Raw genomic sequence first — 19108 nt, 5'->3', positions numbered from 1 at the left:
GTGCGTCTCGCGGATGCCGGTTGCTCCTCGCGAAAGGTCCGACGCCCGTGACATCGATGTCGCTCACCCCCGCCCAGCTCGCCGCCGTTCTCGCCCCCCTCGGCGAGGTGGCGCACAGTACGCCGCTGACCGGCGGGATGTTCGCCAGCACGACGGCGGTGACGCTGGCCGACGGTGTCCGCGTCATCGTGAAGGCATCACCGACGGATGCGCGCAAGCTGTGCCGCTACGAGTACGGGATCGCTGCATCCGAGGCGCTCGTCTACCGGATGCTCGCGGCGCACGCTCCCGTGCCGGAGGTGCTGCTGACCGACTTCAGCCGGGCGCTCGTCGACGCGGACATCGTCGTCACCCGACACCTGCCGGGGCGCGTGTGGAACGATCTCGAACTCGACCCCGCCGCCACCGCCCGCGCGCGACACGCCCTGGGGGCCCTGATGGCCGAGCTGCACCGCGTGCCCGCACCGGCGTTCGGCTACCCGGCGCCGGAGACGGGCATGCGGCGCGACGACTGGCGCTCGGCGGTCACCGCCATGTTCGACGGCATCATCCAGGATGCGGCCGAGTCCGGTACGACGCTTCCGTCGCAACGGGTGCGGGCCGTGCTCGCGCGCCACGGTCACGCGCTCGACGCGGTCACCGCTCCGGTCGTCGTGCACAACGACCTGTGGCCGGCGAACATCTTCCTCGACGACGACCTGCGTATCGTCGGTCTGATCGATACCGAACGCACCGTGTGGGGCGATCCGCTCTTCGATCTGGTCGGTGCGAATCAGATGGCCGAGGAGCACGCCGAGGAGCAGATCATCGAGGGCAACACGGATGCCGGGGGAGTCCTTGCCGCGGAGCTCGCCTCGCCGAACGGACGGATCCGCCTGGCCCTTTACCAGCTCTACTACCGGCTCATCCTCGCGACCGAGATGGATATCCGCGGGTTCGAGGGCGACTGGTTGCCGGAGTATCGGGCCCAGGTGGGCCGACTGCTCGAGGAGGCCCTGGAGCAGTTGGAGGCGGCGGAGCCCGTGCGCGGGTTATGAATCAGCGGCGCGGCGGTTCAATCGGGAATCTGCGGGGCGGTTCGTGAGTTCCCAGCTGACGACGATGGCGCGCTCGAACTTCTCGCGCCGCGCGGAAGCGTCGGCGGAGGCCGACCCTGATGAAACGGAAGATCAATGGCACGAATCACGGTTATCGGTGGGAGCGGCTACGCTGGCGCGGCGGTCGTCGCCGAAGCGCAGCGCCGCGGACACACGGTCACGTCGCTCAGTCGGACGTTGCCCACGGATCCCGTGAACGGCGTCGAATACGTGCGGGGCTCCGTCCTCGACGACGATGTGCGGGAGGGTGTGGTCGCCGACCGCGACGTCGTGGTCGTGGCGCTGTCTCCTCGCGGCGATATGGCAGGCAAGGTCGAGGGCGTGGTCGAGTCCCTCATCCAGCGCCTCGCAGACACCCCCACCCGCCTGGGCTACATCGGCGGCGCATCCTCGCTGCTCATCGAGGAAGGCGGTCCGCGCCTGTGGGACCTGACGCACGACCACATGCCGGCCGAGGTGAAGCCGGAGGTGCAGACCGGTCTCGACGCTCTCGAGCTGCTGACCTCGAGTCCTGAGGGACTCGATTGGTTCTACGTGAGCCCGCCGGAGGAGTTCGGGTCCTGGCTCGGTACGCCGTCGACGGGGCGCTACACGCTCGGTGGCGACGTGCTCCTGCGAGATGCAGATGGCACCTCGACGATCTCGGCCGCGGATCTCGCGCTGGCCATCCTCGACGAGATCGAGGTTCCCGCCCACCACCGGATGCGTTTCACGGCGATCGGCTGAACGAGCCGACCTGGCTCATCTGGCGTGCGGGAGACCGGTCTGATCGAGGGTCCGGAGGATCTCGGAGGCGATCAGATCGGGTTGGTCGAAGGGGACGTTGTGCCCCGAGCGGTGCGCCGGCACCAGACGGCCGCCGAGCAGCTGCGCCGTCGCCGAGTGCGCCCGGTTGATCTCCCGCCGCTGGGCTCGGTCCCGCAGACCGGTACGCGTGCCCGTGATCACGATCGTGCGTATCCCGGCGAGCGCATCGGCGTGAGCGGTGTCGTCGCGCAGGGCGCGCAGGGACGGCAGGAACTCGGCGAGTTCCGGGGGCATCGTCCGATCGAGAGCCGCGAGATCGCGACGCAGCTCCGCCCTCACTTCCGCCGGCTGCGCACGAACGGCCTGGCGTCGCAGGAGTGCGATGCCCGCGCGTGCGCTCAGAGAGGAGAACCGAGGCGGACGCGATGTCATCCGTTCGGCCAGCTCGGGGGCGAAGCAGGAGGCGATGTGCTCGTCGGTCTGATCGACGAGCACCAGAGCGTGCACGTCGAGGACGCGCCGCGCGGCGAGCGTGCGCACGATCGGGCCTCCCCAGCTGTGCCCGACCAGGATGAGCGGTGTCGGTACGCTCGTCAGCAGCGCCCCGAGGTCGTCGGCCAGCCGCTCGAGGGTGCGCGGAGCCGCATCGGCGCCGCTTGCTCCGATCCCGGCACGGTCGTAACAGATGGTCCTCGCGACGCGGGAGACGGCGGGAATCACGCGGCCCCACGCGGCGCTCGAGAATCCCATCCCGGATTCGAAGACCACGGTCGACGGGCCCGATCCCGCCCGACGGAGGCGGAGCGATCGGCCGTCGGGGAGGCGGCACGTGTCCTGCTGCCCGAGCGGATGCGCGTCGCTCATGCGTCTGACTCGGGGCGGCGGATGCGGGGGGCCGGGGGCGGCGGCACCGGCTTCGCGGCGACGATGTCGACACGGCGGATCCGCTCGACGCCGCGTTTGCCGTCGACCACGACCGTCTCCTCGTCGGCGCTGAGCAGCTCGCCGAGCGCGTCGGTCGCCTGCCCCGTCGGGAGCAGATAGCGCACGACGACGCGCGAACCGGGCTCGGGGAGTCTCACCATGCGCCGGGGGCGTAGTCCTTGAGGAACACGCCGAAGAGGTCTTCGCCGGCCTCGCCGCGCACGATCGGGTCGTACACGCGAGCCGCGCCGTCGACGAGATCCAGCGGGGCGTGGAACCCTTCCTCGGCCAGGCGCACCTTCGTGGGATGCGGTCGCTCGTCCGTGATCCACCCGGTGTCGACACTCGTCATGAGGATGCGGTCGCTCTCGAACATCTCCCGCGCGCTCGTGCGGGTCAGCATGTTGACGGCGGCTTTGGCCATGTTCGTATGCGGATGCCCGGGGCCCTTGTACCCGCGGTTGAACACGCCTTCCATGGCGCTCACGTTCACGATGTACGTGCGACGAGCGGTGCTGGCTGCCAGCGAGGGCCGCAGCTTCGAGATGAGCAGGAACGGCGCTGTCGTGTTCGCCAGCTGCACCTCGAGCATCTCGAGCGGATCGACGTCCTCCACCCGCTGCGTCCAGGAGTTGACGTGATCGAGGTCGGGGATGAGCCCGCCCGCGTCGATCGCCGTGCCCGCCGCCAGGCGCTCGAGGGAGCTGGAGCCGGCAGCCATGGCCTGTTCCGTCAGCTCCTCGGCACGGGCGGCGGCGGCCGCGAGGATCGGGTGCGCGCTGACCGAGCGTTCGAGAGCCTGCGGGTGCTGGTCGTTCGTGTGCCCGAAGGTGACGAGCTCGGGAAGCGGTCCATCGGGCAGCGGCGCCAGCTCCGCATCGACGAGCGGCTGGTAGGCGCCCGGCGAGCGCCGCACGGTCTGGGTCGCGTTGTTGATGAGGATGTCCAGCGTCCCCGCCGCCGCCACGTCCTCGGCGAGCCCGATCACCTGGGCGGGGTCTCGCAGGTCGATGCCCACGATCTTGAGCCGATCGATCCAGTCCGCCGCATCCGGCAGGCTGCTGAAGCGGCGCACCGCGTCGCGGGGGAAGCGCGTGGTGATCGTGGTGTGCGCGCCGTCGCGCAGCAGTCGCAGCGCGATGTACATCCCGATCTTCGCCCTGCCGCCGGTGAGCAGAGCCCGCTTGCCGGTGAGGTCGGTGCGCGCGTCGCGCTTCGCGTGGCTCATCGCGGCGCATTCGGGGCAGAGCTGGTGGTAGAACGCATCCACGAGCGTGTACGGCTTCTTGCAGATGTAGCAGCCGCGGGCCTTGAGAAGCGTCCCCGCAGTGGGCGTCGTGGTCGATGTGCTGATCGGGATGCCGCGCGTCTCGTCGTCGATGCGATCGGGCGCGCCCGTCGCCGTCGCGTGCACCACCGCGCGGTCGGCGGCGGCGATCGCATCGCGGATCTCGCGGCGCCGCACCTTCTTCGTGGCCTTGAACATCGCGGCCGTCGCACGCCTCACCGTGACGTAGTCCGGGTGGGTCTGGTCCACCTGCGCAAGCTCCTCCAGCACACGCAGCGTGGTGGCGAGATCGTCGGGATCGATGCCGCTGGGTTGCTGGTCGGCGTGGGCAGGAGTCGCGTCGGGCACACGAGATTCTACGTCGAGCGCCTGTCGGGGGCTGTTAGCGTGCCAGGGTGACCCTCGCCGAACCTCGCCGCATCCATGTCTCCGCCGCGGTGATCCGCGACGCCGACGGCAGGCTCCTGCTCGTTCGCAAGCGCGGAACGACCGCGTTCATGCAGCCCGGCGGCAAGCCGGAGCGCGGTGAGGACGCGGCCATGACGCTCGTCCGCGAGATCCGGGAAGAGCTGGGACTCCGGTTGGACGCCGCGGACCTCGAGCCGCTGGGATCGTTCGCGGCGGCTGCGGCCAACGAGCCGGGATTCGAGGTCGTCGCCGAGGTGTTCGCCGCCGACATCCGAGACCAGACGCCGGTCGCGTCGGCCGAGATCACCGAACTGCGGTGGGTCGGCTCCGACGAGATCGATCAGCTGGAGGTCGCGCCGCTCGCGCGCGAGTACTTCCTGAGCTGAGCACCGTCGGCCACCCGCCGCGTGCGGGTGACCGACGGGAGGACTCTCACGCCTGCGAGCTGTCGGCCTTCTGTCCGCCGGCTTCGAGCACATCGCCGGCGGGCAGCTCCTGGTGGCCGCCGAACTGGAGTCGCATCGCGGAGAGCACCTGGTTGGCGAAGTGATCCTCGCCGCGCGAGGCGAAGCGTTCGAACAGGGATGCGGCGAGCACCGGCGCGGGCACGCCGGTGTCGACGGCCGCCTTCACCGTCCAGCGTCCCTCACCGGAGTCGGACACCCGTCCGGCCAGGCCGTCGAGCGTCGGATTCGCCTCGAGCGCCGCCGCGGTCAGATCCAGCAGCCACGACGAGATGACCGATCCGCGGCGCCAGAGTTCGGACACCTTCGCGGTGTCGATGTCGAACTGGTAGAACTCGGGCTCCTCCAGCGGGGCGACCTCGGCGGAGTGGCTGGCCTCGCGCGTTCCCGCATCCGCGTTGTGGAGGATGTTGAGTCCTTCGGCGAGCGCGGCCATGATGCCGTACTCGATGCCGTTGTGCACCATCTTCACGAAGTGGCCGGCGCCGGAGGGGCCGCAGTGGAGATATCCGCGCTCCTCGGGGGCAAGCTCACCGGAGCGTCCGGGGGTGCGCTCGACGTCGCCGACGCCGGGCGCGATCGTCTTCAGGATCGGCTCGATGTGGCTGAATGCCTCATCGGGTCCGCCGACCATGAGGCAGTAGCCGCGCTCGAGGCCGAACACGCCGCCGCTCGTGCCCACGTCGACGTAGTGGATGCCGGTGTCCTTGAGAGCAGCGGCGCGGCGGACGTCGTCGCGGTAGTTCGAGTTGCCTCCGTCGATGATGATGTCGCCGGGCTCGAGCACCTCGGCGAGCTGGTCGACGACGCCGCCCGTGAGGCCCGCGGGGATCATGAGCCACACGGTGCGCGGGGTATGCAGCTGGGAGGCGAGTTCCGCGAGCGAACCCGCTCCCGTCGCGCCCTCGGACTCGAGGCCGGCGACCGCATCCTGGTTGACGTCGTAAACGACGCAGTCGTGGCCGTCCTTCATGAGTCGGCGCACGATGTTCGCGCCCATTCGACCCAGTCCGATCATCGCGAGCTGCATGGTGTTCCTCGTTCTCTTCCGGCGAGCGCGCCGGCGACGGCCGGCCCTATCGAGAGTCTAGGGACGCGGACGAGGGCGGGCGCCGATCGCGCGTCGAATGCGCGTCAGTCGTTCGCCGAATCGAGTGCCGCGTCGATGTCGCGCAGGATCTCGGCGCAGCGCGCGACGTCCTCGGGGGTTCCGGAGAGCTCGAACTCGAACAGGACGGGGCGCCCGCTGATCGCGGCGAGCTCCCGCGCCGCCGCCTGGTAGTGGGTGCCGAAGTTCCGATTGCCCGACCCGATGATGCCGACCAGCCGGCGGCGGTTGACCGCCGAGCGCAGGAAGGCACGCACGGGTGCGGGCAGGGTGACCTCGTCGGCGTTGCCCGCCTTGTAGGAGGGAGTCAGCAGTATCCAGCGCCCCGGGGCCTCGCTGCGCCGCACCTCGGGGTCGGCCAGGTCCCTCACGTCGCGGCCATCGTGAGCGGCCAACTGCTCGGCGAAGCGCCGGGTGAGGTTGGACACCGAGGAGTAGTAGTAGACCGGGATCTGGGCCATGTCCCCAGTGTCACCCCGGACGCGGATGCGGCTTTCTCACGGCGCCGGGAATACTCCGCCGGCCACCGGGATTGAGCACCATATGGTTGAGAATTCACACATCTCCGCGGTCCCGGTTCCCGCGGCGGAGATCAGGGTTCAGGTGCAGGTGCCCCTCCGCTTCTCCGACGGGTACGCGACCGACGCCGACGTGCTGACCTTCGACGGCCTCGTCGACGGCAAGGAGCACCTGCTGCTCGGTCTCGGCGACTGGCGGGGTGCGCTCGGGCGCAGTGCGGTCGGCGGTGACGCGCCACTCGTCCGCCCGCACAGCGAGTGCCTGACCGGCGACGTCTTCGGCTCGGAACGGTGCGACTGCGGTCCGCAGTTGCGCGAAGCGGTCGAGCGGATCGCGGCCGACGGCGGTTTCCTGCTCTATCTCCGTCAGGAGGGGCGGGGCATCGGCCTGTACGCGAAGCTCGACGCCTACGCCCTGCAGGATTCGGGCCTGGACACGTACGAGGCGAACCTGGCGCTCGGGCGGGGTGAGGACGAGCGCGACTACACCGCGACCGCGCAGATGCTCCGGGCCGTCGGAGCGGAGCGCATCCGACTGCTCAGCAACAACCCCGACAAGGCGGCGCAGCTCGAGGACCTGGGGATCGAAGTCACCGACCGCGTACGCACGGCTGTGCATCTGTCGGCATCGAACGCGCGCTACCTGGCTGCCAAGCGCGACCACACCGCGCACGCCATCGACCTGCCCGCCGCGTGATGGCGACGGCGGCCCGGTCCGACGCGGCGCGGCCGGCGCGGACGCTGACGGCGGACGAGATGACGACCTGGCTTCCGCTCATCCGGCTCGTGCAGCTCCTGCCGCAGGCACTCGATCGCCGATTGCGCGACGAGGGCGGCATCAACCACGCGCACTACGCGATCCTCGTGACCCTCGCCGGGAGTTTCGCGCAGCCGGCCACGATGACCGACCTCGCCCGCATCGCCGGTCTCAGTCGGTCGCGGCTCAGCCACGCCATCGACGCCCTCGAACGCCGCGGCTGGGTCGAGCGCACCACGTGCGGCAGCGACGGGCGCACCCAGTCCGCCCGGTTGACCGACGCCGGCTGGGACATCCTGCGCCAGGCGGCACCCGCCCACGTCGAGCAGATCCGCTCGTTGGTTCTCGACCGCCTCGACGATTCGGAGCGCACGGCCCTCGCCACGATCGCCGCGAAGCTCGTACCCGGCGTCGAGGACGCGCTCTAGCCGCGCCGGGCGGCCTCGACGCCGCAGCTCCACCCGGGCGCCGAGCAGTCGGACGGCGGATGCTCCTCGATGCCCGCTCGCGTCAGGAGCCAGGCGATCAGGGAGTTCGAGTTCCACATGTCGCCGATCCCGAAGACATCCCGACCCCAGACATGGCGGGGCGCGTTCGCCGCATCCATGATGATCGAGTCGGTCACGACCTCGCTCGTCTCGTGGATGCGGGGTGGTCTCGGGGCGAACGCGAGGTCCGGAACGGTGCCGTCGCGCCAGCAGCGGATCTCGTATCGGAAGCACACGCTCAGCCCCAGCGCCGGTAGCCCGACCGGCCCCGTTCCGACGACCCCGCGTGCCGTTCGTGGACCGCTCCACGCCGGTGCCATCTCGATGACGAACCGCCCCCGAAGACCGGTGATCTCGATGGCGGCGTGGAGGAGAGGCCGCGCCGCGCGGCCCTCGCGGGCCGCCGTCAACCGCTCCCACATCCCGCTCGCGCGCGGCACCAGCCATCCGCCCGCGCCGACCGGTATCCACCAGACGGCGAGGGTGCTCACGGCGTGCTCCGACACGATCTCGCCACCGCGAGCGAGACCGGGATGTGCCCGAGCGCGAGGGCGCCGCTCGCGGCGGCGAGCCAGGGAGCACAGAGCCATACGGCTGTCACGGCGAAGGCCAGCACGGGAATGACGGCCATGGGAACCGGGATCACACCCCACGGTGCGAACAGCTCCCGCTTGTCCGCGCCGCAGGTGACGAGCACCACCCATCGTCCGATGTAGAGCGAGACCAGGAGAGCCACGAGGACTGCCCACGGCCAGCTTCGCGTGCCGGAGCCCGGAGCGAGGACCGCCGCCGCGAGGCAGCCGACCTGCCCGAGCCGCTCGAGGACGGTCGACACGCGGAGAGCGAGGCGACGCGGCGGATCCGGGAGTGCGCCGGGCAGTCGCAGCAGGACGAGCGCCGCGATGACGGTTCCGGCCACCGACACACTCATGGGCCGCACCGTACCGGCGCTCCCGCACGCGATGTCGCGCCGGCGGCCGGGAATTGCGCCTGCCCCGGCGTACTCTGGAGGGATGCGTGAGCGGATGCGGGAGGTCGGCGCCCGGTTCGTGAAGGTGTCGCCGCATCAGGGCGAGCATCGTGTCGCTGTGAGGGTCGCCGTCTCCGTGGCGGTCCCGCTGCTGGTGCTCTGGGCGATCGGCCGGCTCGATCTGAGCGTCTACGCGAGTTTCGGCGCCTTCGCATCGCTCTACGGCCGGCTCGACGGCTATCGCGACCGCATCCTGATGCAGCTCGCTGCGGGCGGCGTCCAGGTGACGGCCATGGTCCTCGGAACGACCCTCTCGGTCATCGACGCACCGGATGCGGTGCGCGTGGTGGTCGTCGCGGCGCTCGCCGCCGGCGTCACGCTGATCGCGCACGCCTACCGGTGGCATCCACCGGGCGCGCTGTTCGCGGTGTTCGCCGCGGGGGCGTGCGCGACACTCCCGGCGAGCGGGCGCACGCTCGCCGAGGGCGCGGTGGTCGGTGCCGGCGGCGCCGCGTTCGCCGTGGCGGTGACGGTACTGATCGCGCTCTTCCGCCGCGGCCTCCCGTGGGCGTCCGCGACGAAGCCGGATGCCCGGCGAAGCGTCGCCGCCGAGATGGCGGTGACGGTCGGTGTGGGTTCGCTCCTCGCCGGGATCGTCGGGCTCGCGCTGGTGGGCACCCACTGGTACTGGGCGATGGTCGCCGCCGTCGCCGCGCTCGGGGGAGCGAGCACGACCGCCCGGATCGTGCGAGGCGCCCAGCGGTTGATCGGCACCTGTGTCGGCATCCTCCTGGCGGCGGCGCTTCTCATGCTGCCCCTGCCGCCGCTGGCGGTGCTCGCGGTCGCGATCGCCCTCCAGGTGTGCGCGGAGCTTTTCGTGGGACGCAACTACGGACTCGCGATGGTGTTCATCACCCCGCTCGCCCTGTTGATGATCGAACTCGCGGTGCCCGTCGATGCGGGTCCGCTCCTGCGCGACCGACTGCTGGACACGCTGCTCGGCGTGGCCGTGGGAACGGCGGTCGCTGTCGTGTCCGCGACGGTTCGCCGACGGCGGGCCGGGGCCTAGGCTGGGGCGCATGCAGCAGCGTCCGCTTGGCAACACCGGCAGGTCCGTCTCCGCACTGGGACTGGGTACGTGGCAACTGGGAGCCGACTGGGGTGAGGTCGACGAAGCCGACGCGCTGGCGGTGCTGGGCACGGCGGCGGACGCCGGCGTCACCCTCTTCGACACCGCCGACGTCTACGGCGATGGACGTTCCGAGCAGCTCATCGGCCGGTTCCTCCGCGAGCGCAGTGAGCATGGGATCACGGTCGCGACGAAGATGGGGCGGCGGCTGCCGCAGGAGAAGGCGAACTACTCGCCGGAGAACTTCCGTGCCTGGACCGACCGCTCCCGCCGCAACCTCGGCGTCGACACGCTCGATCTGGTGCAGCTGCACTGCCCGCCCTCCAGCGTGATCGACGACGCGTCGACCTACGACGAGTTGGAACGACTGGTCGATGACGGCGCCATCGCGGCCTACGGCGTCTCCGTCGAGACGAGCGCTCAGGCGCTCAGCGCGATCTCCCGACCCGGCGTCACGAACGTCCAGATCATCCTCAACCCCTTCCGGCTGAAGCCGCTCGACGAGGTGCTGCCCGCCGCCGCGGATGCGGGGGTCGCCGTCTTCGCGCGCGTGCCGCTGGCATCCGGTCTGCTCAGCGGCCGCTACACGAGCCAGACGCGATTCGCCGCCGACGATCACCGCAGCTACAACCGTCAGGGCGAAGCCTTCGACCGCGGCGAGACGTTCTCCGGCGTCGACTACGAGACCGGCCTCGTCGCTGCTCATGAGCTCGCCGCCGCGCTGGGGGAGGGCGTCTCGCTCCCCGCTGCGGTGCTCGCGTGGATCGCGGCGCTGCCCGGCGTCACGAGCGTCATCCCCGGCGCGCGCACGAGCGCGCAGGCGCAGTCCAACGCGGACGCCGCGACGCTCCTCGACGGCGGATTCGATCTGGACGCCTTCGACGCCGTCGTCCGCGATGTGTACGACCGACGCCTGCGGGCCGAGATCCACCCGCACTGGTGACCGCCGGTCGCCGACGTCTCGTGGCGGCCGCCGCCGCCCTGGCCACGATCGTGGCCGGGCTCGGCGTGCACCGGTTCGCACCGGACGGCGCGGCGGGTGACATCGCGGGAGACGTGCTGTACGCGCTGCTGGTGTACCTGCTCGCCGTCGTGATCGTCCCGCGGCGCGCCGTCTGGCTGCCGGCGGTCCTCGCCTGGGCCTGGTGCACGGCGGTCGAACTGTTCCAGCTCACCGGTCTGCCGCTCGCGTGGGGTGACGGGTTCTGGCCGATCATGCTCGTACTCGGCACGGTGTTTGATGCCCGCGATCTCGTCGTCTACACGGTGACGGTGCTCGCCGCAGCCACGGCCGACCGGCTTTCCGGCGCGGTGCCCGCACGAGCGCGGGCGGGGCGCGGAGCATGACGGCTATGGGGATGCGGATCGCTGTGGTCATCCCGTGCCGCGACGACGCCGAGATGCTCGCCGCGTGTCTCGGTGCACTCGCCCGACAGCAGCGCCCGGCCGACCGGATCATCGTCGTCGACAATGCGAGCAGCGACGACTCGGCGGCGGTCGCGCGTGCCGCGGGCGCCGAGGTCATCGTCGAGACCGTCGTCGGTATCTGGCCCGCCGCCGCCGCGGGGTACGACGCCGCCTCGACCGATGCCGACGTGATCGCGAGGCTGGATGCGGACTCGCGCCCCCATCCGGACTGGCTGCTGCGCATCGACCGCGCTTTCGCGGCCGATGCGGACATGGGTGTGCTCACGGGCGGCGCCGAGTTCTACGGGTCCACTCGCCTGGTGCACTACCTCGGCGAGCACTGGTACATCGGCGGTGGGCGCCTCTGGATCAACCTCTGGCTCGGCATCCCGCTGGTGTTCGGTTCCAACTTCGCGATGCGCACCGGCGTCTGGGCGCGCGTGCGCGACCAGGTCCGCCGTGACGATGCGCGCGTGCACGACGACCTGGACCTGACGATCCACCTCCGCCGCTCCGACGGCGTGCGTTGGGACCGGCAGCTGCGCATGCCCGTCTCGTCGCGTCCGCTCGTGCACCCGCGCGGGCTGGCAGAGCGTCTGGGTAAGGTCCTCACCACCTTCGCCGCGAGCTGGCCGCGTGGTCGGTTCCGCGCCGCGGTCCGCCCGCCGGTGCGTTCACGGCGCCTGGGGAAAGGCGCCGACTCGCCGGAGTCCGGTTCTACGCTGGGCTGATGCACTTCACGTTCCGGGCGCCGCTGTTCCGGTGGGAGGCGCGCCGGGATGCCGAGTGGTTCTTCGTCGCGCTGCCCGCGGACGCGAGCGAGATGATCCGCGAGGTGCCTCGGCCGCCGAGCGGCTTCGGGGCGGTGCGGGTGGCGGTCGAGGTCGCCGGCGTCTCGTGGCGCACGTCCGTCTTCCCGGATGCGGCCAGCGGAACCTTCCACCTGCCGGTCAAGCGCGCCGTACGCGAGGCCGCCGCAGCGGGCGAGGGCGACGAGATCGCGGTCCGATTGACGGTCCTGGACGCGTGAGATGGACTCCGCCGGGCTCGTGCTGCTGGTCGCCTACGGCGCTCTCGCAGTCCTGAGCGTCGTGCTCGCGGTGATCGATCTGCGCACGCACCGGCTGCCGAACGCCCTCGTACTGCCCGCGTATCCGTTCCTCCTCGCGGCTCTGGCTCTCGCCTCCTTCGCACGCGCAGACCTGGTCGCCTTCCTCCAGGCGGTCGCGGGCGGCGCGATCGCCTTCGTCTTCTACTTCCTGCTGCGCCTCGTGCAGCCTCGCGGAATGGGCGGCGGCGACGTCAAGCTGGCCGGCCTGCTCGGAATCGCGCTCGGGTATCTCGGCTGGGACGCGCTGCTGCTGGGACTGTTCGCCGGGTTCCTGCTCGGAGGTCTCTTCAGCGTGGGCCTGCTGCTTTCGCGTCGCGCCGGGCGTCGAACCCGCATCCCCTTCGGACCGTGGATGCTGCTCGGCGCCTGGGTCGTCATCGGCCTCAGCGCCCTGACCTGAGGATCGACAGGTCCCCTGTCAACCGAGCCGCGCAGACGAGCGCGGACGCTAGCCTGGCGCGATGAGCAGCACATCCGCCTCCCCGCAGCCGCTCCTCGCCCGCGCGACAGCCTGGGCGCTGCGCAGAACCCTGGTCCGTGCCTTCCTGCGCTACAGCGAGCGTCGCGGCCCCCAGCTCGCCGACAGCGTCACCTATCGCGCGTTGTTCAGCATCTTCGCCGCCGTGCTGCTCGGCTTCTCGATCGCCGCGATGTGGCTGGCGGGCAACCCCGCCGCTCTGAGCTCCCTCGCGGACGCGGTGAACTCCGCGGTTCCCGGGCTCGTCGGGACCGACGGAGAGGGACTGATCGATCTGTCTGCGATCGAGGCGCCCGCCGGTCTCACGATCGCGGGCGTGATCTCGCTCGTCGGTCTGGTCGGCGCGGCGATCGGTGCGATCGGCTCGCTGCGGATGGCTGTGCGCACGATCGCTGACACGTCGGGTGAGGACGTGTTCTTCCTCTGGGTGCTGCTGCGCAACCTCGGCCTCGCCGTCGCGATCGCCGTGCTGCTCGTCCTGTCAGCGGCGGCCACCTTCGTCGGGTCGCTGTCGGTGACGACGGTGCTGTCCTGGCTCGGCGTGGCGGACGATTCCGCTGCGGCGCAGATTGCTACCCGTGCCGTCGGCGTGCTGGTCGTCTTCGTGCTCGATGCGCTCGTGGTGCTCCTGATGTTCTGGACCATGGCGGGCGTCAAGGCGCCGCGTCGCGCGCTTCTGGCGGGGGCGGCCGTGGGCGGTGTGGGCCTGACCGTCCTGCAGGAGCTGTCGGGACTGTTCGTCGGCGGAGCGAGCTCGAACCCCCTGCTGGCATCGTTCGCGTCGATCGTGGCGCTGTTGCTGTGGGTGAACCTCTCCGCTCAGGTGATGCTGATCTCCGCTTCGGTCATCGTGACGATCACGCGCGAGGCGGACGACCGGATGCGGGAGCGTTTCGGAGCGTCCACCTTTGCCGAGCGCCGGCGCCAGCGAGCCGAGGATGCGGTGCGCATCGCCGCCGACGAGCTCCAGCGCGCCCAGACCGCCGTCCAGGCCGAGCAGGACAAGGCCCTCGAGAAGGCTCAGCGCGCGTAACGCTCGACGAACGTCCTCAGCATGCGCGACGGGTGCGTGACGGGGGCGCGCCGCACGGCGGCGAGCGTGGCGTCGAGCTCGCCGTCGGCGAAGTAGCCGTAGCCGGCGTAGGCGCGGATGCGGGTGGAGATTCCCGCCACGTCGAGCTCAGGGTGGAACTGCGTCGCGTAGACGTTGGCGCCGATGCGGAAAGCCTGCACCGGACACGTCGGCGAGGCGGCGAGCAGCGTCACGTGCTCGGGCAGCCGACGAACGGCCTCCTTGTGGCCGACGAACGCGTCGAAGGTGTCGGGCATCCCCGCGAAGAGCGGATCGGCGCGGCCCTGGGCGGTGAGGGAGACGGGGACGACGGAGATCGGCTCCGAGTGCGTGCGATCGATCGTGGCACCCTGGTGCACCCCGAGGGTCCCGACGCCGTAGCAGGCGCCCAGGAACGGCACGTCGCGGGCGACGACCTCATCGAGGAGGGCCGACATCTCGCGTTCCACCCGTACCTGCACGGACGACTTCCTCTCGGGCGGATCCGAGGCGTTGAAGGGACCTCCGCCGACGATGATGCCCGAGAGCTGGTCGAGGTCGAGGTGCGGCATCGGTTCCGCTTCGAGCCGCACCCGCCGAAGCTCGGCGGGAGTCAGGCCCGAGTGCCGGAGCATGAGCGCGTACTCCTCGTCGGCGGGGCCGTCCTCGGCCCGGGTCGCGAGCAGCACGAAGGGTTTCACGTCGGGATTCTAGGCCACCGTGCGCGCCGGGCGGGCGGCGTCATCCCGAGGTCTAGGCTGGGCGGCATGGCTATCGCACGACTGACCGGAGGCCCCCTCGACGGGCAGGTCATCCCTCTGGAAGAAGGCGTCGACGACGCGCTCATCGTTCCCTACGGCGAGGGGCAGCTGGTCTACCAGCGCCAGGCGGCCGACGCCGACGCCGACGGCCCGCAGCAGGAGGTCTTCGCCTTCGTCGAGACGACCGAACCGGTCAATCCCGACGAAGAAGACCGCAACGAGTGAGCGCGCCCCAGGAGCCGACCCGCTCGGTCGAGATCGAGCGCACCTACGACGCAGAGGCCGAAACGCCGCTGCCGGACTGGTCGTCCCTGCCCGACGTGGCGAGCGTCGACGCCGCCGAGCGGCGTGACCTCGACGCCAGATACTTCGACACTCCGGCCCTGGACCTCGCTCGTGCGAAGGTGGCGATCCGCCGCCGCACCGGCGGTCACGACGCCGGTTGGCACGTGAAGTCGAGCGCCCCCGAAGGTCGTCACGAATGGGGGTGGCCGATCGTCGATGACGAGCTGACGGTGCCGGATGCGGTCGCCGCCGCCGTCGCGAACTGGGCTTCCGGCCCGTTCGTGCAGATCGCCCGCATCCGCAACAGCCGCACCGCGTACCTCCTTCGCGACGCCCACGGCGGTGTCGTCGCGGAGGTCGTGGACGATCGCGTGCGGGCGAGTGAGGCCGCGACGGGCACCGAGAGGGCATGGCGCGAGTGGGAGGTGGAGCTGGGACCCGCCGCTCCTGCCGACTCCGCTTGGCGGGCGACGTTCTTCGCCGCAGCCGACGCGCTGGTCATCGCTGCCGGCGGCACGGTGTCCGTATCCGATTCCAAGCTCGGTCGCGCCCTCGGGCGCTGACCCCGACGACGCAGAAGGCGCCCTCCTCGCGGAGGGCGCCTTCTGCGTTCGATCCGGGGATCAGAAGTTGATCATGTGGCCAGCAAGGCCGTGGAAGGCCTCCTGCAGCGCCTCGGACAGCGTGGGGTGCGTGTGCACGTTGCGCGCCAGCTCGAGTGCGGTGAGGTCCCACTTCTGGGCCAGCGTCAGCTCGGGCAAAAGCTCCGACACGTCCGGTCCGATCATGTGGCCGCCGAGCAGCTCGAGGTGCTCCGCGTCGGCGATCAGCTTGACGAAGCCGACGGGCTCACCGAGTCCGTGTGCCTTGCCGTTGGCCATGAAGGGGAAGGTCGCGACCTTGATCTCGCGACCGGTCTCCCGCGCCTGCGCCTCGGTGAGGCCGAAGGAGGCGACCTGCGGCGAGCAGAACGTCGCGCGGGGCATCATCCGGTAGTCGCCGAGCGCCATGGTCTCCGCCTTGCCGATCGTCTCGGCCGCGACGACACCCTGCGCCTCGGCGACGTGGGCGAGCTGCAGCTTGGCGGTGACGTCGCCGATGGCGTAGATGTGCGGCACGTTCGTGCGCATGTAGTCGTCGATCGCGATGGCACCGCGGTCGGTGAGGGCGACCCCGGTCTTCTCGAGGCCGAAGCCCTCGACGCGCGGGGCGAAGCCGATCGACATGAGCACCTTGTCGGACTCGATCGAGCTCTGCGCACCGCTCTTGTTGTCGGTGTAGGTCACGGTGACCTTGTCGCCGGAGTCGACGACCGACTCGACCTTGGTGGAGGTCAGGATGTCGATGCCGTAGTTGCGGTACTGCTTCTGGATCTCCTTCGACACGTCGGCGTCCTCGTTGGGAAGCGCGCGGTCGAGGAACTCGATGATCGTGACCTTCACGCCGTAGTTCGACATGACGTAGGCGAACTCCATGCCGATCGCGCCGGCGCCGACGATGACGATCGAGGACGGGAGCTCGCGGGAGAGGATCTGCTCCTCGTAGGTGACGACGTTCTCGCTGAGGGTCACGCCCGGAAGCAGACGCACGGTGGAGCCCGTGGCGATGATGACGTTGTCGAAGGTGACGCGCTCGGTGGAGCCGTCGCTCTTCGCGACGTCGATGGAGTGGTCGTCCACGAAGGTCCCGCGGCCGTCGTACTCGGTGACCTTGTTCTTCTTCATCAGGTAGTGGATGCCCTTGACGCGACCCTCCGCCACGTCACGGCTGCGGTCGAACGCCACGCCGTAGTCGAAGCTCACCTCGCCGGTGATGCCGAACAGCTTTGCCTTGTGGGCGAAGGTGTGGGCGAGCTCCGCGTTCTTGAGAAGCGCCTTGGAGGGGATGCAGCCGACGTTGAGGCAGACACCGCCCCAGTACTTCTCTTCGATGACGGCGGTGGAGAGGCCGAGCTGTGCGCTGCGCACGGCCGCGACGTACCCGCCGGGGCCCGCGCCGAGGATGACGACGTCGTAATGAGGCATGCGTCAAGCCTATCGCTCGGTGGAGTTCGAACGGCCTGCCGTCCGCTCGTTCGCAGCCTGCTTCTGCTGGCGAGCCCTGGTGCCCAGGAGCCACACCACGAGGCCGATCGCGACAAGCACGACGACGGCTCCCACGATCCAGGGCCACACAGGGGCGGACTGGTCGGGACTCGAGGCCGGTTCGGTGAGAGTCGTCATCGTCGGCTCGGGGGTCGCAGCGGCATCTGGGGTCGCTTCGGGCGTCTCGGTCGGGGTCGGAGTCGTCGCCGGGGCAGCGTTCGAGGTGAACGCGAACTCGCCGGAGATCGGGTGGCCGTCGCTGGAGACGACACGCCACGCCACCGAGACGGTGCCGCCGGCCGAACCGGTCAGGGGCTGGGTGACGACGTTGGCGCTGACGGTCGGCGCCCCGTCGGTCAGAGACGCACCGGAGGCGTCCGTGACCTGCACGACGGTGGTGGACGCGTCGGAGAGCAGGTCCCCGCTGAAGGTGAGGGTGAGCGCCGCGGGCAGCGCGTCGACCGTCGAACCCGACGCGGGGTCGGAGGAGACGAGCTCATCGTGGGCGAACGCGGGCGCTGTGCCCAAGAGCACCCCGCCGGAAGCGATCAGAAGCGTGGCGAGAGCGGCGACGAGCGCGCGCACGGGACGGCGGCGAGAGGTCTGGGAGGTCACGGCGACGAGCCTAACGCCGCGTGCTTTCGACCGGCTGTGCGTGGTGGGACGCCCGATGGCGCCGATGCATGCCGTGCGCAGAATCCGCTTCCCCCGCCGATGTCGGGCAGAGGGTCCGATCGGTTAGGCTGGGTGAGAGGAGGACGACGTGGACGAGCAGTACAGGCCCCGCCCGGACAGCATCCGTCGCGAAAGCGACCGAGCCGTTCCGGCGCACGACACCACGCAGACCTTCGGGCACGACTCGGACCTGTCGTTCGTGCCGTTCGGCAGCGAGCTGAGTGAACCCGAGCTCGAGGCGATCGAGGCGCTCCCTTCGGGGGCCGCTCTGTTCATCGTTCGTTCCGGTCCGACGGCGGGAGCCCGCTACCTGCTCGACACCGACGTGACGACCGTCGGCCGGCATCCGGACGCCGACATCTTCTTCGACGACGTCACCGTCTCGCGCCGTCACGCCGAGATCACACGCGTCGGACGGGCCTTCGAGATCGTCGACCAGCGCTCGCTCAACGGAACCTACGTCAACGGCGAACGCGTCGACCGCGACACGCTCAGCAACGGCGCCGAGGTGCGCATCGGCAAGTTCCGTCTCAACTTCTTCGTCTCGCCCGCCGACCTTCCGGCAGTCGAAGGCTGATGGCGGCGGTCTCCGCCCGCGGCCGCAGTGAGGCCACGGGCCTGCTCAGCATCGGGCAGGTGCTTGCGCGGTTGACCCCCGAGTTCCCCGCGCTGACCTCTTCGAAGCTGCGCTTCCTCGAGGTGCAGGGCATCGTCACCCCGCGACGCACCGAGACCGGCTACCGCAAGTTCACGCCGAAAGACCTCGAGCGGTTGCGTCTGGCACTCACCCTGCAGCGCGATCACTATCTGCCTCTCGTGGTCATCCGCGAGTACCTCGACGACCTGGACGCGGGGCGCGATCCCGCGTCTCCTGCGGGCGGCGTGCCGCGATCGATCGTCCCCGCCGCTCGACGCTACCGCCGTGACGAGTTGCTCCGCACCGCGGGGGCGGGGACACAGCTGCTCAACGATGCGCTGAGCACGGGGCTCATCGTCGGCGGGGAGACCTACGACGAGCAGGCGCTGGCGATGCTGCGCGCGCTCGTCGCCCTCGACCGTCACGGCATCGAACCGCGCCACCTGCGTGCAGTGAAGCAGAGCGCCGATCGTGATGTGTCGCTCGTGGAGTCGGCCCTCGCGCCACTGCGTCGCCGCACGGACGCGGCCTCGCGCGGCCGCGCCGCGGAGACCGCTCCGGAGCTCGCCAGGCGCATCGCCGACGTTCGCGAGGCACTCGTGCGCGCCTCGCTCGAGCGGCTCGACGGATGATCGCGCGACACGCCGAATCTTCGAGGCGGATGTCATTGCCGGAGGGGGAGGCCTCCTCTAGCGTGGAAGCAACCCGCGACACGAAGGAG

Annotated in this window: 26 protein-coding genes; 16 read left to right on the top strand and 10 right to left on the bottom strand. The window is 70.5% G+C overall.

What is annotated here, in order from left to right:
* The first annotated feature begins 56 nt into the window (after nucleotides 1–56).
* Complete coding sequence (locus QE377_RS01010; protein WP_307325804.1) at nucleotides 57–1037, top strand: phosphotransferase family protein; 981 nt, start codon at nucleotides 57–59, stop codon at nucleotides 1035–1037.
* Nucleotides 1038–1172: 135 nt separating this feature from the next.
* On the top strand, nucleotides 1173–1823 hold the full coding sequence (locus tag QE377_RS01005; protein ID WP_307318785.1) for an NAD(P)-dependent oxidoreductase: 651 nt from the start codon (nucleotides 1173–1175) through the stop codon (nucleotides 1821–1823).
* A 15-nt stretch (nucleotides 1824–1838) separates the two neighbouring features.
* Here the strand turns inward: QE377_RS01005 and QE377_RS01000 are convergent, their stop codons facing one another.
* The 3 genes from QE377_RS01000 to QE377_RS00990 are packed head-to-tail and all read right to left on the bottom strand — an operon-like array spanning nucleotide 1839 to nucleotide 4404.
* Nucleotides 1839–2708 carry an alpha/beta fold hydrolase gene (locus QE377_RS01000; RefSeq protein ID WP_307318783.1) on the bottom strand — a complete coding sequence of 290 codons (870 nt, stop codon included), beginning with the start codon at nucleotides 2706–2708 and terminating at the stop codon, nucleotides 1839–1841.
* On the bottom strand, nucleotides 2705–2929 hold the full coding sequence (locus QE377_RS00995; protein ID WP_307318782.1) for a hypothetical protein: 225 nt from the start codon (nucleotides 2927–2929) through the stop codon (nucleotides 2705–2707). Before QE377_RS00995 ends, QE377_RS01000 begins: the two co-directional genes overlap by 4 nt.
* The gene (locus QE377_RS00990; RefSeq protein ID WP_307318779.1) at nucleotides 2923–4404 is read right to left on the bottom strand and encodes an SDR family oxidoreductase; all 1482 of its coding nucleotides are present in this window, start codon (nucleotides 4402–4404) and stop codon (nucleotides 2923–2925) included. Before QE377_RS00990 ends, QE377_RS00995 begins: the two co-directional genes overlap by 7 nt.
* A gap of 47 nt (nucleotides 4405–4451) precedes the next feature.
* Here QE377_RS00990 and QE377_RS00985 point away from each other — a divergent pair, with 47 nt between their 5' ends.
* Nucleotides 4452–4850: an NUDIX domain-containing protein gene (locus tag QE377_RS00985; RefSeq protein WP_307318777.1), complete on the top strand. Its 399-nt coding sequence runs from the start codon at nucleotides 4452–4454 to the stop codon at nucleotides 4848–4850.
* A 46-nt stretch (nucleotides 4851–4896) separates the two neighbouring features.
* Here the strand turns inward: QE377_RS00985 and gnd are convergent, their stop codons facing one another.
* Together gnd and QE377_RS00975 are read right to left on the bottom strand one after the other, a co-directional pair.
* A complete protein-coding gene (gnd, locus tag QE377_RS00980; protein ID WP_307318776.1) occupies nucleotides 4897–5958 on the bottom strand; it encodes a phosphogluconate dehydrogenase (NAD(+)-dependent, decarboxylating) in 1062 nt (353 codons plus the stop codon).
* Nucleotides 5959–6062: 104 nt separating this feature from the next.
* Complete coding sequence (locus QE377_RS00975; protein ID WP_307318774.1) at nucleotides 6063–6497, bottom strand: class Ib ribonucleoside-diphosphate reductase assembly flavoprotein NrdI; 435 nt, start codon at nucleotides 6495–6497, stop codon at nucleotides 6063–6065.
* Nucleotides 6498–6579: 82 nt separating this feature from the next.
* On the opposite strand from QE377_RS00975, the gene ribA reads away from it, so the two are divergent.
* Both ribA and QE377_RS00965 read left to right on the top strand, forming a co-directional pair.
* On the top strand, nucleotides 6580–7251 hold the full coding sequence (gene ribA / locus QE377_RS00970) for a GTP cyclohydrolase II (RefSeq protein ID WP_307318772.1): 672 nt from the start codon (nucleotides 6580–6582) through the stop codon (nucleotides 7249–7251).
* A gap of 59 nt (nucleotides 7252–7310) precedes the next feature.
* Nucleotides 7311–7739 carry a MarR family winged helix-turn-helix transcriptional regulator gene (locus tag QE377_RS00965; protein ID WP_307318769.1) on the top strand — a complete coding sequence of 143 codons (429 nt, stop codon included), beginning with the start codon at nucleotides 7311–7313 and terminating at the stop codon, nucleotides 7737–7739.
* On the opposite strand, the gene QE377_RS00960 is transcribed toward QE377_RS00965, so the two are convergent.
* Together QE377_RS00960 and QE377_RS00955 are read right to left on the bottom strand one after the other, a co-directional pair.
* Nucleotides 7736–8290: a hypothetical protein gene (locus tag QE377_RS00960; RefSeq protein ID WP_307318767.1), complete on the bottom strand. Its 555-nt coding sequence runs from the start codon at nucleotides 8288–8290 to the stop codon at nucleotides 7736–7738. The two genes, QE377_RS00965 and QE377_RS00960, sit on opposite strands and share 4 nt — an antisense overlap.
* Nucleotides 8287–8730, bottom strand: a complete 444-nt coding sequence (locus QE377_RS00955) for a hypothetical protein (RefSeq protein WP_307318763.1) — start codon at nucleotides 8728–8730, stop codon at nucleotides 8287–8289. Before QE377_RS00955 ends, QE377_RS00960 begins: the two co-directional genes overlap by 4 nt.
* 82 nt (nucleotides 8731–8812) lie before the next feature.
* Between QE377_RS00955 and QE377_RS00950 the strand changes: the two genes are divergently transcribed.
* From QE377_RS00950 to QE377_RS00920, 7 genes are all read left to right on the top strand, one after another.
* Complete coding sequence (locus tag QE377_RS00950) at nucleotides 8813–9838, top strand: FUSC family protein (RefSeq protein ID WP_307318761.1); 1026 nt, start codon at nucleotides 8813–8815, stop codon at nucleotides 9836–9838.
* A 10-nt stretch (nucleotides 9839–9848) separates the two neighbouring features.
* Nucleotides 9849–10841, top strand: coding sequence for an aldo/keto reductase (locus tag QE377_RS00945; protein ID WP_307318759.1), 993 nt, complete (start codon nucleotides 9849–9851; stop codon nucleotides 10839–10841).
* A complete protein-coding gene (locus QE377_RS00940; RefSeq protein ID WP_307318756.1) occupies nucleotides 10838–11245 on the top strand; it encodes a DUF2809 domain-containing protein in 408 nt (135 codons plus the stop codon). The genes QE377_RS00945 and QE377_RS00940 overlap by 4 nt, the downstream gene beginning before the upstream one ends.
* 11 nt (nucleotides 11246–11256) lie before the next feature.
* Nucleotides 11257–12036 carry a glycosyltransferase family A protein gene (locus tag QE377_RS00935; RefSeq protein ID WP_307318753.1) on the top strand — a complete coding sequence of 260 codons (780 nt, stop codon included), beginning with the start codon at nucleotides 11257–11259 and terminating at the stop codon, nucleotides 12034–12036.
* Nucleotides 12036–12335: a DUF1905 domain-containing protein gene (locus tag QE377_RS00930; protein ID WP_307318751.1), complete on the top strand. Its 300-nt coding sequence runs from the start codon at nucleotides 12036–12038 to the stop codon at nucleotides 12333–12335. Before QE377_RS00935 ends, QE377_RS00930 begins: the two co-directional genes overlap by 1 nt.
* 1 nt (nucleotide 12336) lies before the next feature.
* Nucleotides 12337–12816 (top strand): A24 family peptidase, encoded by a 480-nt coding sequence (locus QE377_RS00925; protein WP_307318749.1) that lies wholly within the window; start codon nucleotides 12337–12339, stop codon nucleotides 12814–12816.
* A gap of 61 nt (nucleotides 12817–12877) precedes the next feature.
* Complete coding sequence (locus tag QE377_RS00920) at nucleotides 12878–13927, top strand: YihY/virulence factor BrkB family protein (protein ID WP_307318746.1); 1050 nt, start codon at nucleotides 12878–12880, stop codon at nucleotides 13925–13927.
* Here QE377_RS00920 and QE377_RS00915 read toward each other — a convergent pair.
* Nucleotides 13915–14646, bottom strand: coding sequence for a glutamine amidotransferase (locus QE377_RS00915; RefSeq protein ID WP_307318744.1), 732 nt, complete (start codon nucleotides 14644–14646; stop codon nucleotides 13915–13917). The genes QE377_RS00920 and QE377_RS00915 overlap by 13 nt on opposite strands.
* Before the next feature lie 66 nt (nucleotides 14647–14712).
* Between QE377_RS00915 and QE377_RS00910 the strand changes: the two genes are divergently transcribed.
* Together QE377_RS00910 and QE377_RS00905 are read left to right on the top strand one after the other, a co-directional pair.
* Complete coding sequence (locus QE377_RS00910) at nucleotides 14713–14931, top strand: response regulator (protein ID WP_137416704.1); 219 nt, start codon at nucleotides 14713–14715, stop codon at nucleotides 14929–14931.
* Nucleotides 14928–15554 carry a CYTH domain-containing protein gene (locus QE377_RS00905; protein ID WP_307318742.1) on the top strand — a complete coding sequence of 209 codons (627 nt, stop codon included), beginning with the start codon at nucleotides 14928–14930 and terminating at the stop codon, nucleotides 15552–15554. The genes QE377_RS00910 and QE377_RS00905 overlap by 4 nt, the downstream gene beginning before the upstream one ends.
* A 60-nt stretch (nucleotides 15555–15614) precedes the next feature.
* On the opposite strand, the gene lpdA is transcribed toward QE377_RS00905, so the two are convergent.
* On the bottom strand, nucleotides 15615–17015 hold the full coding sequence (gene lpdA / locus QE377_RS00900; protein WP_307318738.1) for a dihydrolipoyl dehydrogenase: 1401 nt from the start codon (nucleotides 17013–17015) through the stop codon (nucleotides 15615–15617).
* Nucleotides 17016–17024: 9 nt separating this feature from the next.
* Nucleotides 17025–17690 (bottom strand): copper resistance CopC family protein, encoded by a 666-nt coding sequence (locus tag QE377_RS00895; protein ID WP_307318737.1) that lies wholly within the window; start codon nucleotides 17688–17690, stop codon nucleotides 17025–17027.
* A 148-nt stretch (nucleotides 17691–17838) separates the two neighbouring features.
* Here QE377_RS00895 and QE377_RS00890 point away from each other — a divergent pair, with 148 nt between their 5' ends.
* Nucleotides 17839–18327 (top strand): FHA domain-containing protein, encoded by a 489-nt coding sequence (locus QE377_RS00890; protein WP_137416707.1) that lies wholly within the window; start codon nucleotides 17839–17841, stop codon nucleotides 18325–18327.
* Nucleotides 18327–19019 (top strand): MerR family transcriptional regulator, encoded by a 693-nt coding sequence (locus tag QE377_RS00885; protein ID WP_307318736.1) that lies wholly within the window; start codon nucleotides 18327–18329, stop codon nucleotides 19017–19019. Before QE377_RS00890 ends, QE377_RS00885 begins: the two co-directional genes overlap by 1 nt.
* Nucleotides 19020–19108 lie beyond the last annotated feature (89 nt).

The organism is Microbacterium sp. SORGH_AS_0862 (assembly GCF_030818795.1).
Taxonomy (GTDB): Bacteria; Actinomycetota; Actinomycetes; order Actinomycetales; family Microbacteriaceae; genus Microbacterium.
The sequence above is the reverse complement of the archived record's forward strand: the minus strand, read 5'-3'. Positions and strand labels throughout refer to the sequence as shown.

What these genes read in the sequence shown, in the direction of transcription:
- QE377_RS01010 (WP_307325804.1), top strand. Translation starts at nt 57, where the DNA reads ATGTCGCTCACCCCCGCCCAGCTCGCCGCCGTTCTCGCCCCCCTCGGC.
- QE377_RS01005 (WP_307318785.1), top strand. Translation starts at nt 1,173, where the DNA reads ATGGCACGAATCACGGTTATCGGTGGGAGCGGCTACGCTGGCGCGGCG.
- QE377_RS01000 (WP_307318783.1), bottom strand. Translation starts at nt 2,708, where the DNA reads ATGAGCGACGCGCATCCGCTCGGGCAGCAGGACACGTGCCGCCTCCCC.
- QE377_RS00995 (WP_307318782.1), bottom strand. Translation starts at nt 2,929, where the DNA reads ATGGTGAGACTCCCCGAGCCCGGTTCGCGCGTCGTCGTGCGCTATCTG.
- gnd (WP_307318776.1), bottom strand. Translation starts at nt 5,958, where the DNA reads ATGCAGCTCGCGATGATCGGACTGGGTCGAATGGGCGCGAACATCGTG.
- QE377_RS00975 (WP_307318774.1), bottom strand. Translation starts at nt 6,497, where the DNA reads ATGGCCCAGATCCCGGTCTACTACTACTCCTCGGTGTCCAACCTCACC.
- ribA (WP_307318772.1), top strand. Translation starts at nt 6,580, where the DNA reads ATGGTTGAGAATTCACACATCTCCGCGGTCCCGGTTCCCGCGGCGGAG.
- QE377_RS00965 (WP_307318769.1), top strand. Translation starts at nt 7,311, where the DNA reads ATGACGACCTGGCTTCCGCTCATCCGGCTCGTGCAGCTCCTGCCGCAG.
- QE377_RS00955 (WP_307318763.1), bottom strand. Translation starts at nt 8,730, where the DNA reads ATGAGTGTGTCGGTGGCCGGAACCGTCATCGCGGCGCTCGTCCTGCTG.
- QE377_RS00950 (WP_307318761.1), top strand. Translation starts at nt 8,813, where the DNA reads ATGCGTGAGCGGATGCGGGAGGTCGGCGCCCGGTTCGTGAAGGTGTCG.
- QE377_RS00945 (WP_307318759.1), top strand. Translation starts at nt 9,849, where the DNA reads ATGCAGCAGCGTCCGCTTGGCAACACCGGCAGGTCCGTCTCCGCACTG.
- QE377_RS00935 (WP_307318753.1), top strand. Translation starts at nt 11,257, where the DNA reads ATGCGGATCGCTGTGGTCATCCCGTGCCGCGACGACGCCGAGATGCTC.
- QE377_RS00930 (WP_307318751.1), top strand. Translation starts at nt 12,036, where the DNA reads ATGCACTTCACGTTCCGGGCGCCGCTGTTCCGGTGGGAGGCGCGCCGG.
- QE377_RS00925 (WP_307318749.1), top strand. Translation starts at nt 12,337, where the DNA reads ATGGACTCCGCCGGGCTCGTGCTGCTGGTCGCCTACGGCGCTCTCGCA.
- QE377_RS00920 (WP_307318746.1), top strand. Translation starts at nt 12,878, where the DNA reads ATGAGCAGCACATCCGCCTCCCCGCAGCCGCTCCTCGCCCGCGCGACA.
- QE377_RS00910 (WP_137416704.1), top strand. Translation starts at nt 14,713, where the DNA reads ATGGCTATCGCACGACTGACCGGAGGCCCCCTCGACGGGCAGGTCATC.
- lpdA (WP_307318738.1), bottom strand. Translation starts at nt 17,015, where the DNA reads ATGCCTCATTACGACGTCGTCATCCTCGGCGCGGGCCCCGGCGGGTAC.
- QE377_RS00885 (WP_307318736.1), top strand. Translation starts at nt 18,327, where the DNA reads ATGGCGGCGGTCTCCGCCCGCGGCCGCAGTGAGGCCACGGGCCTGCTC.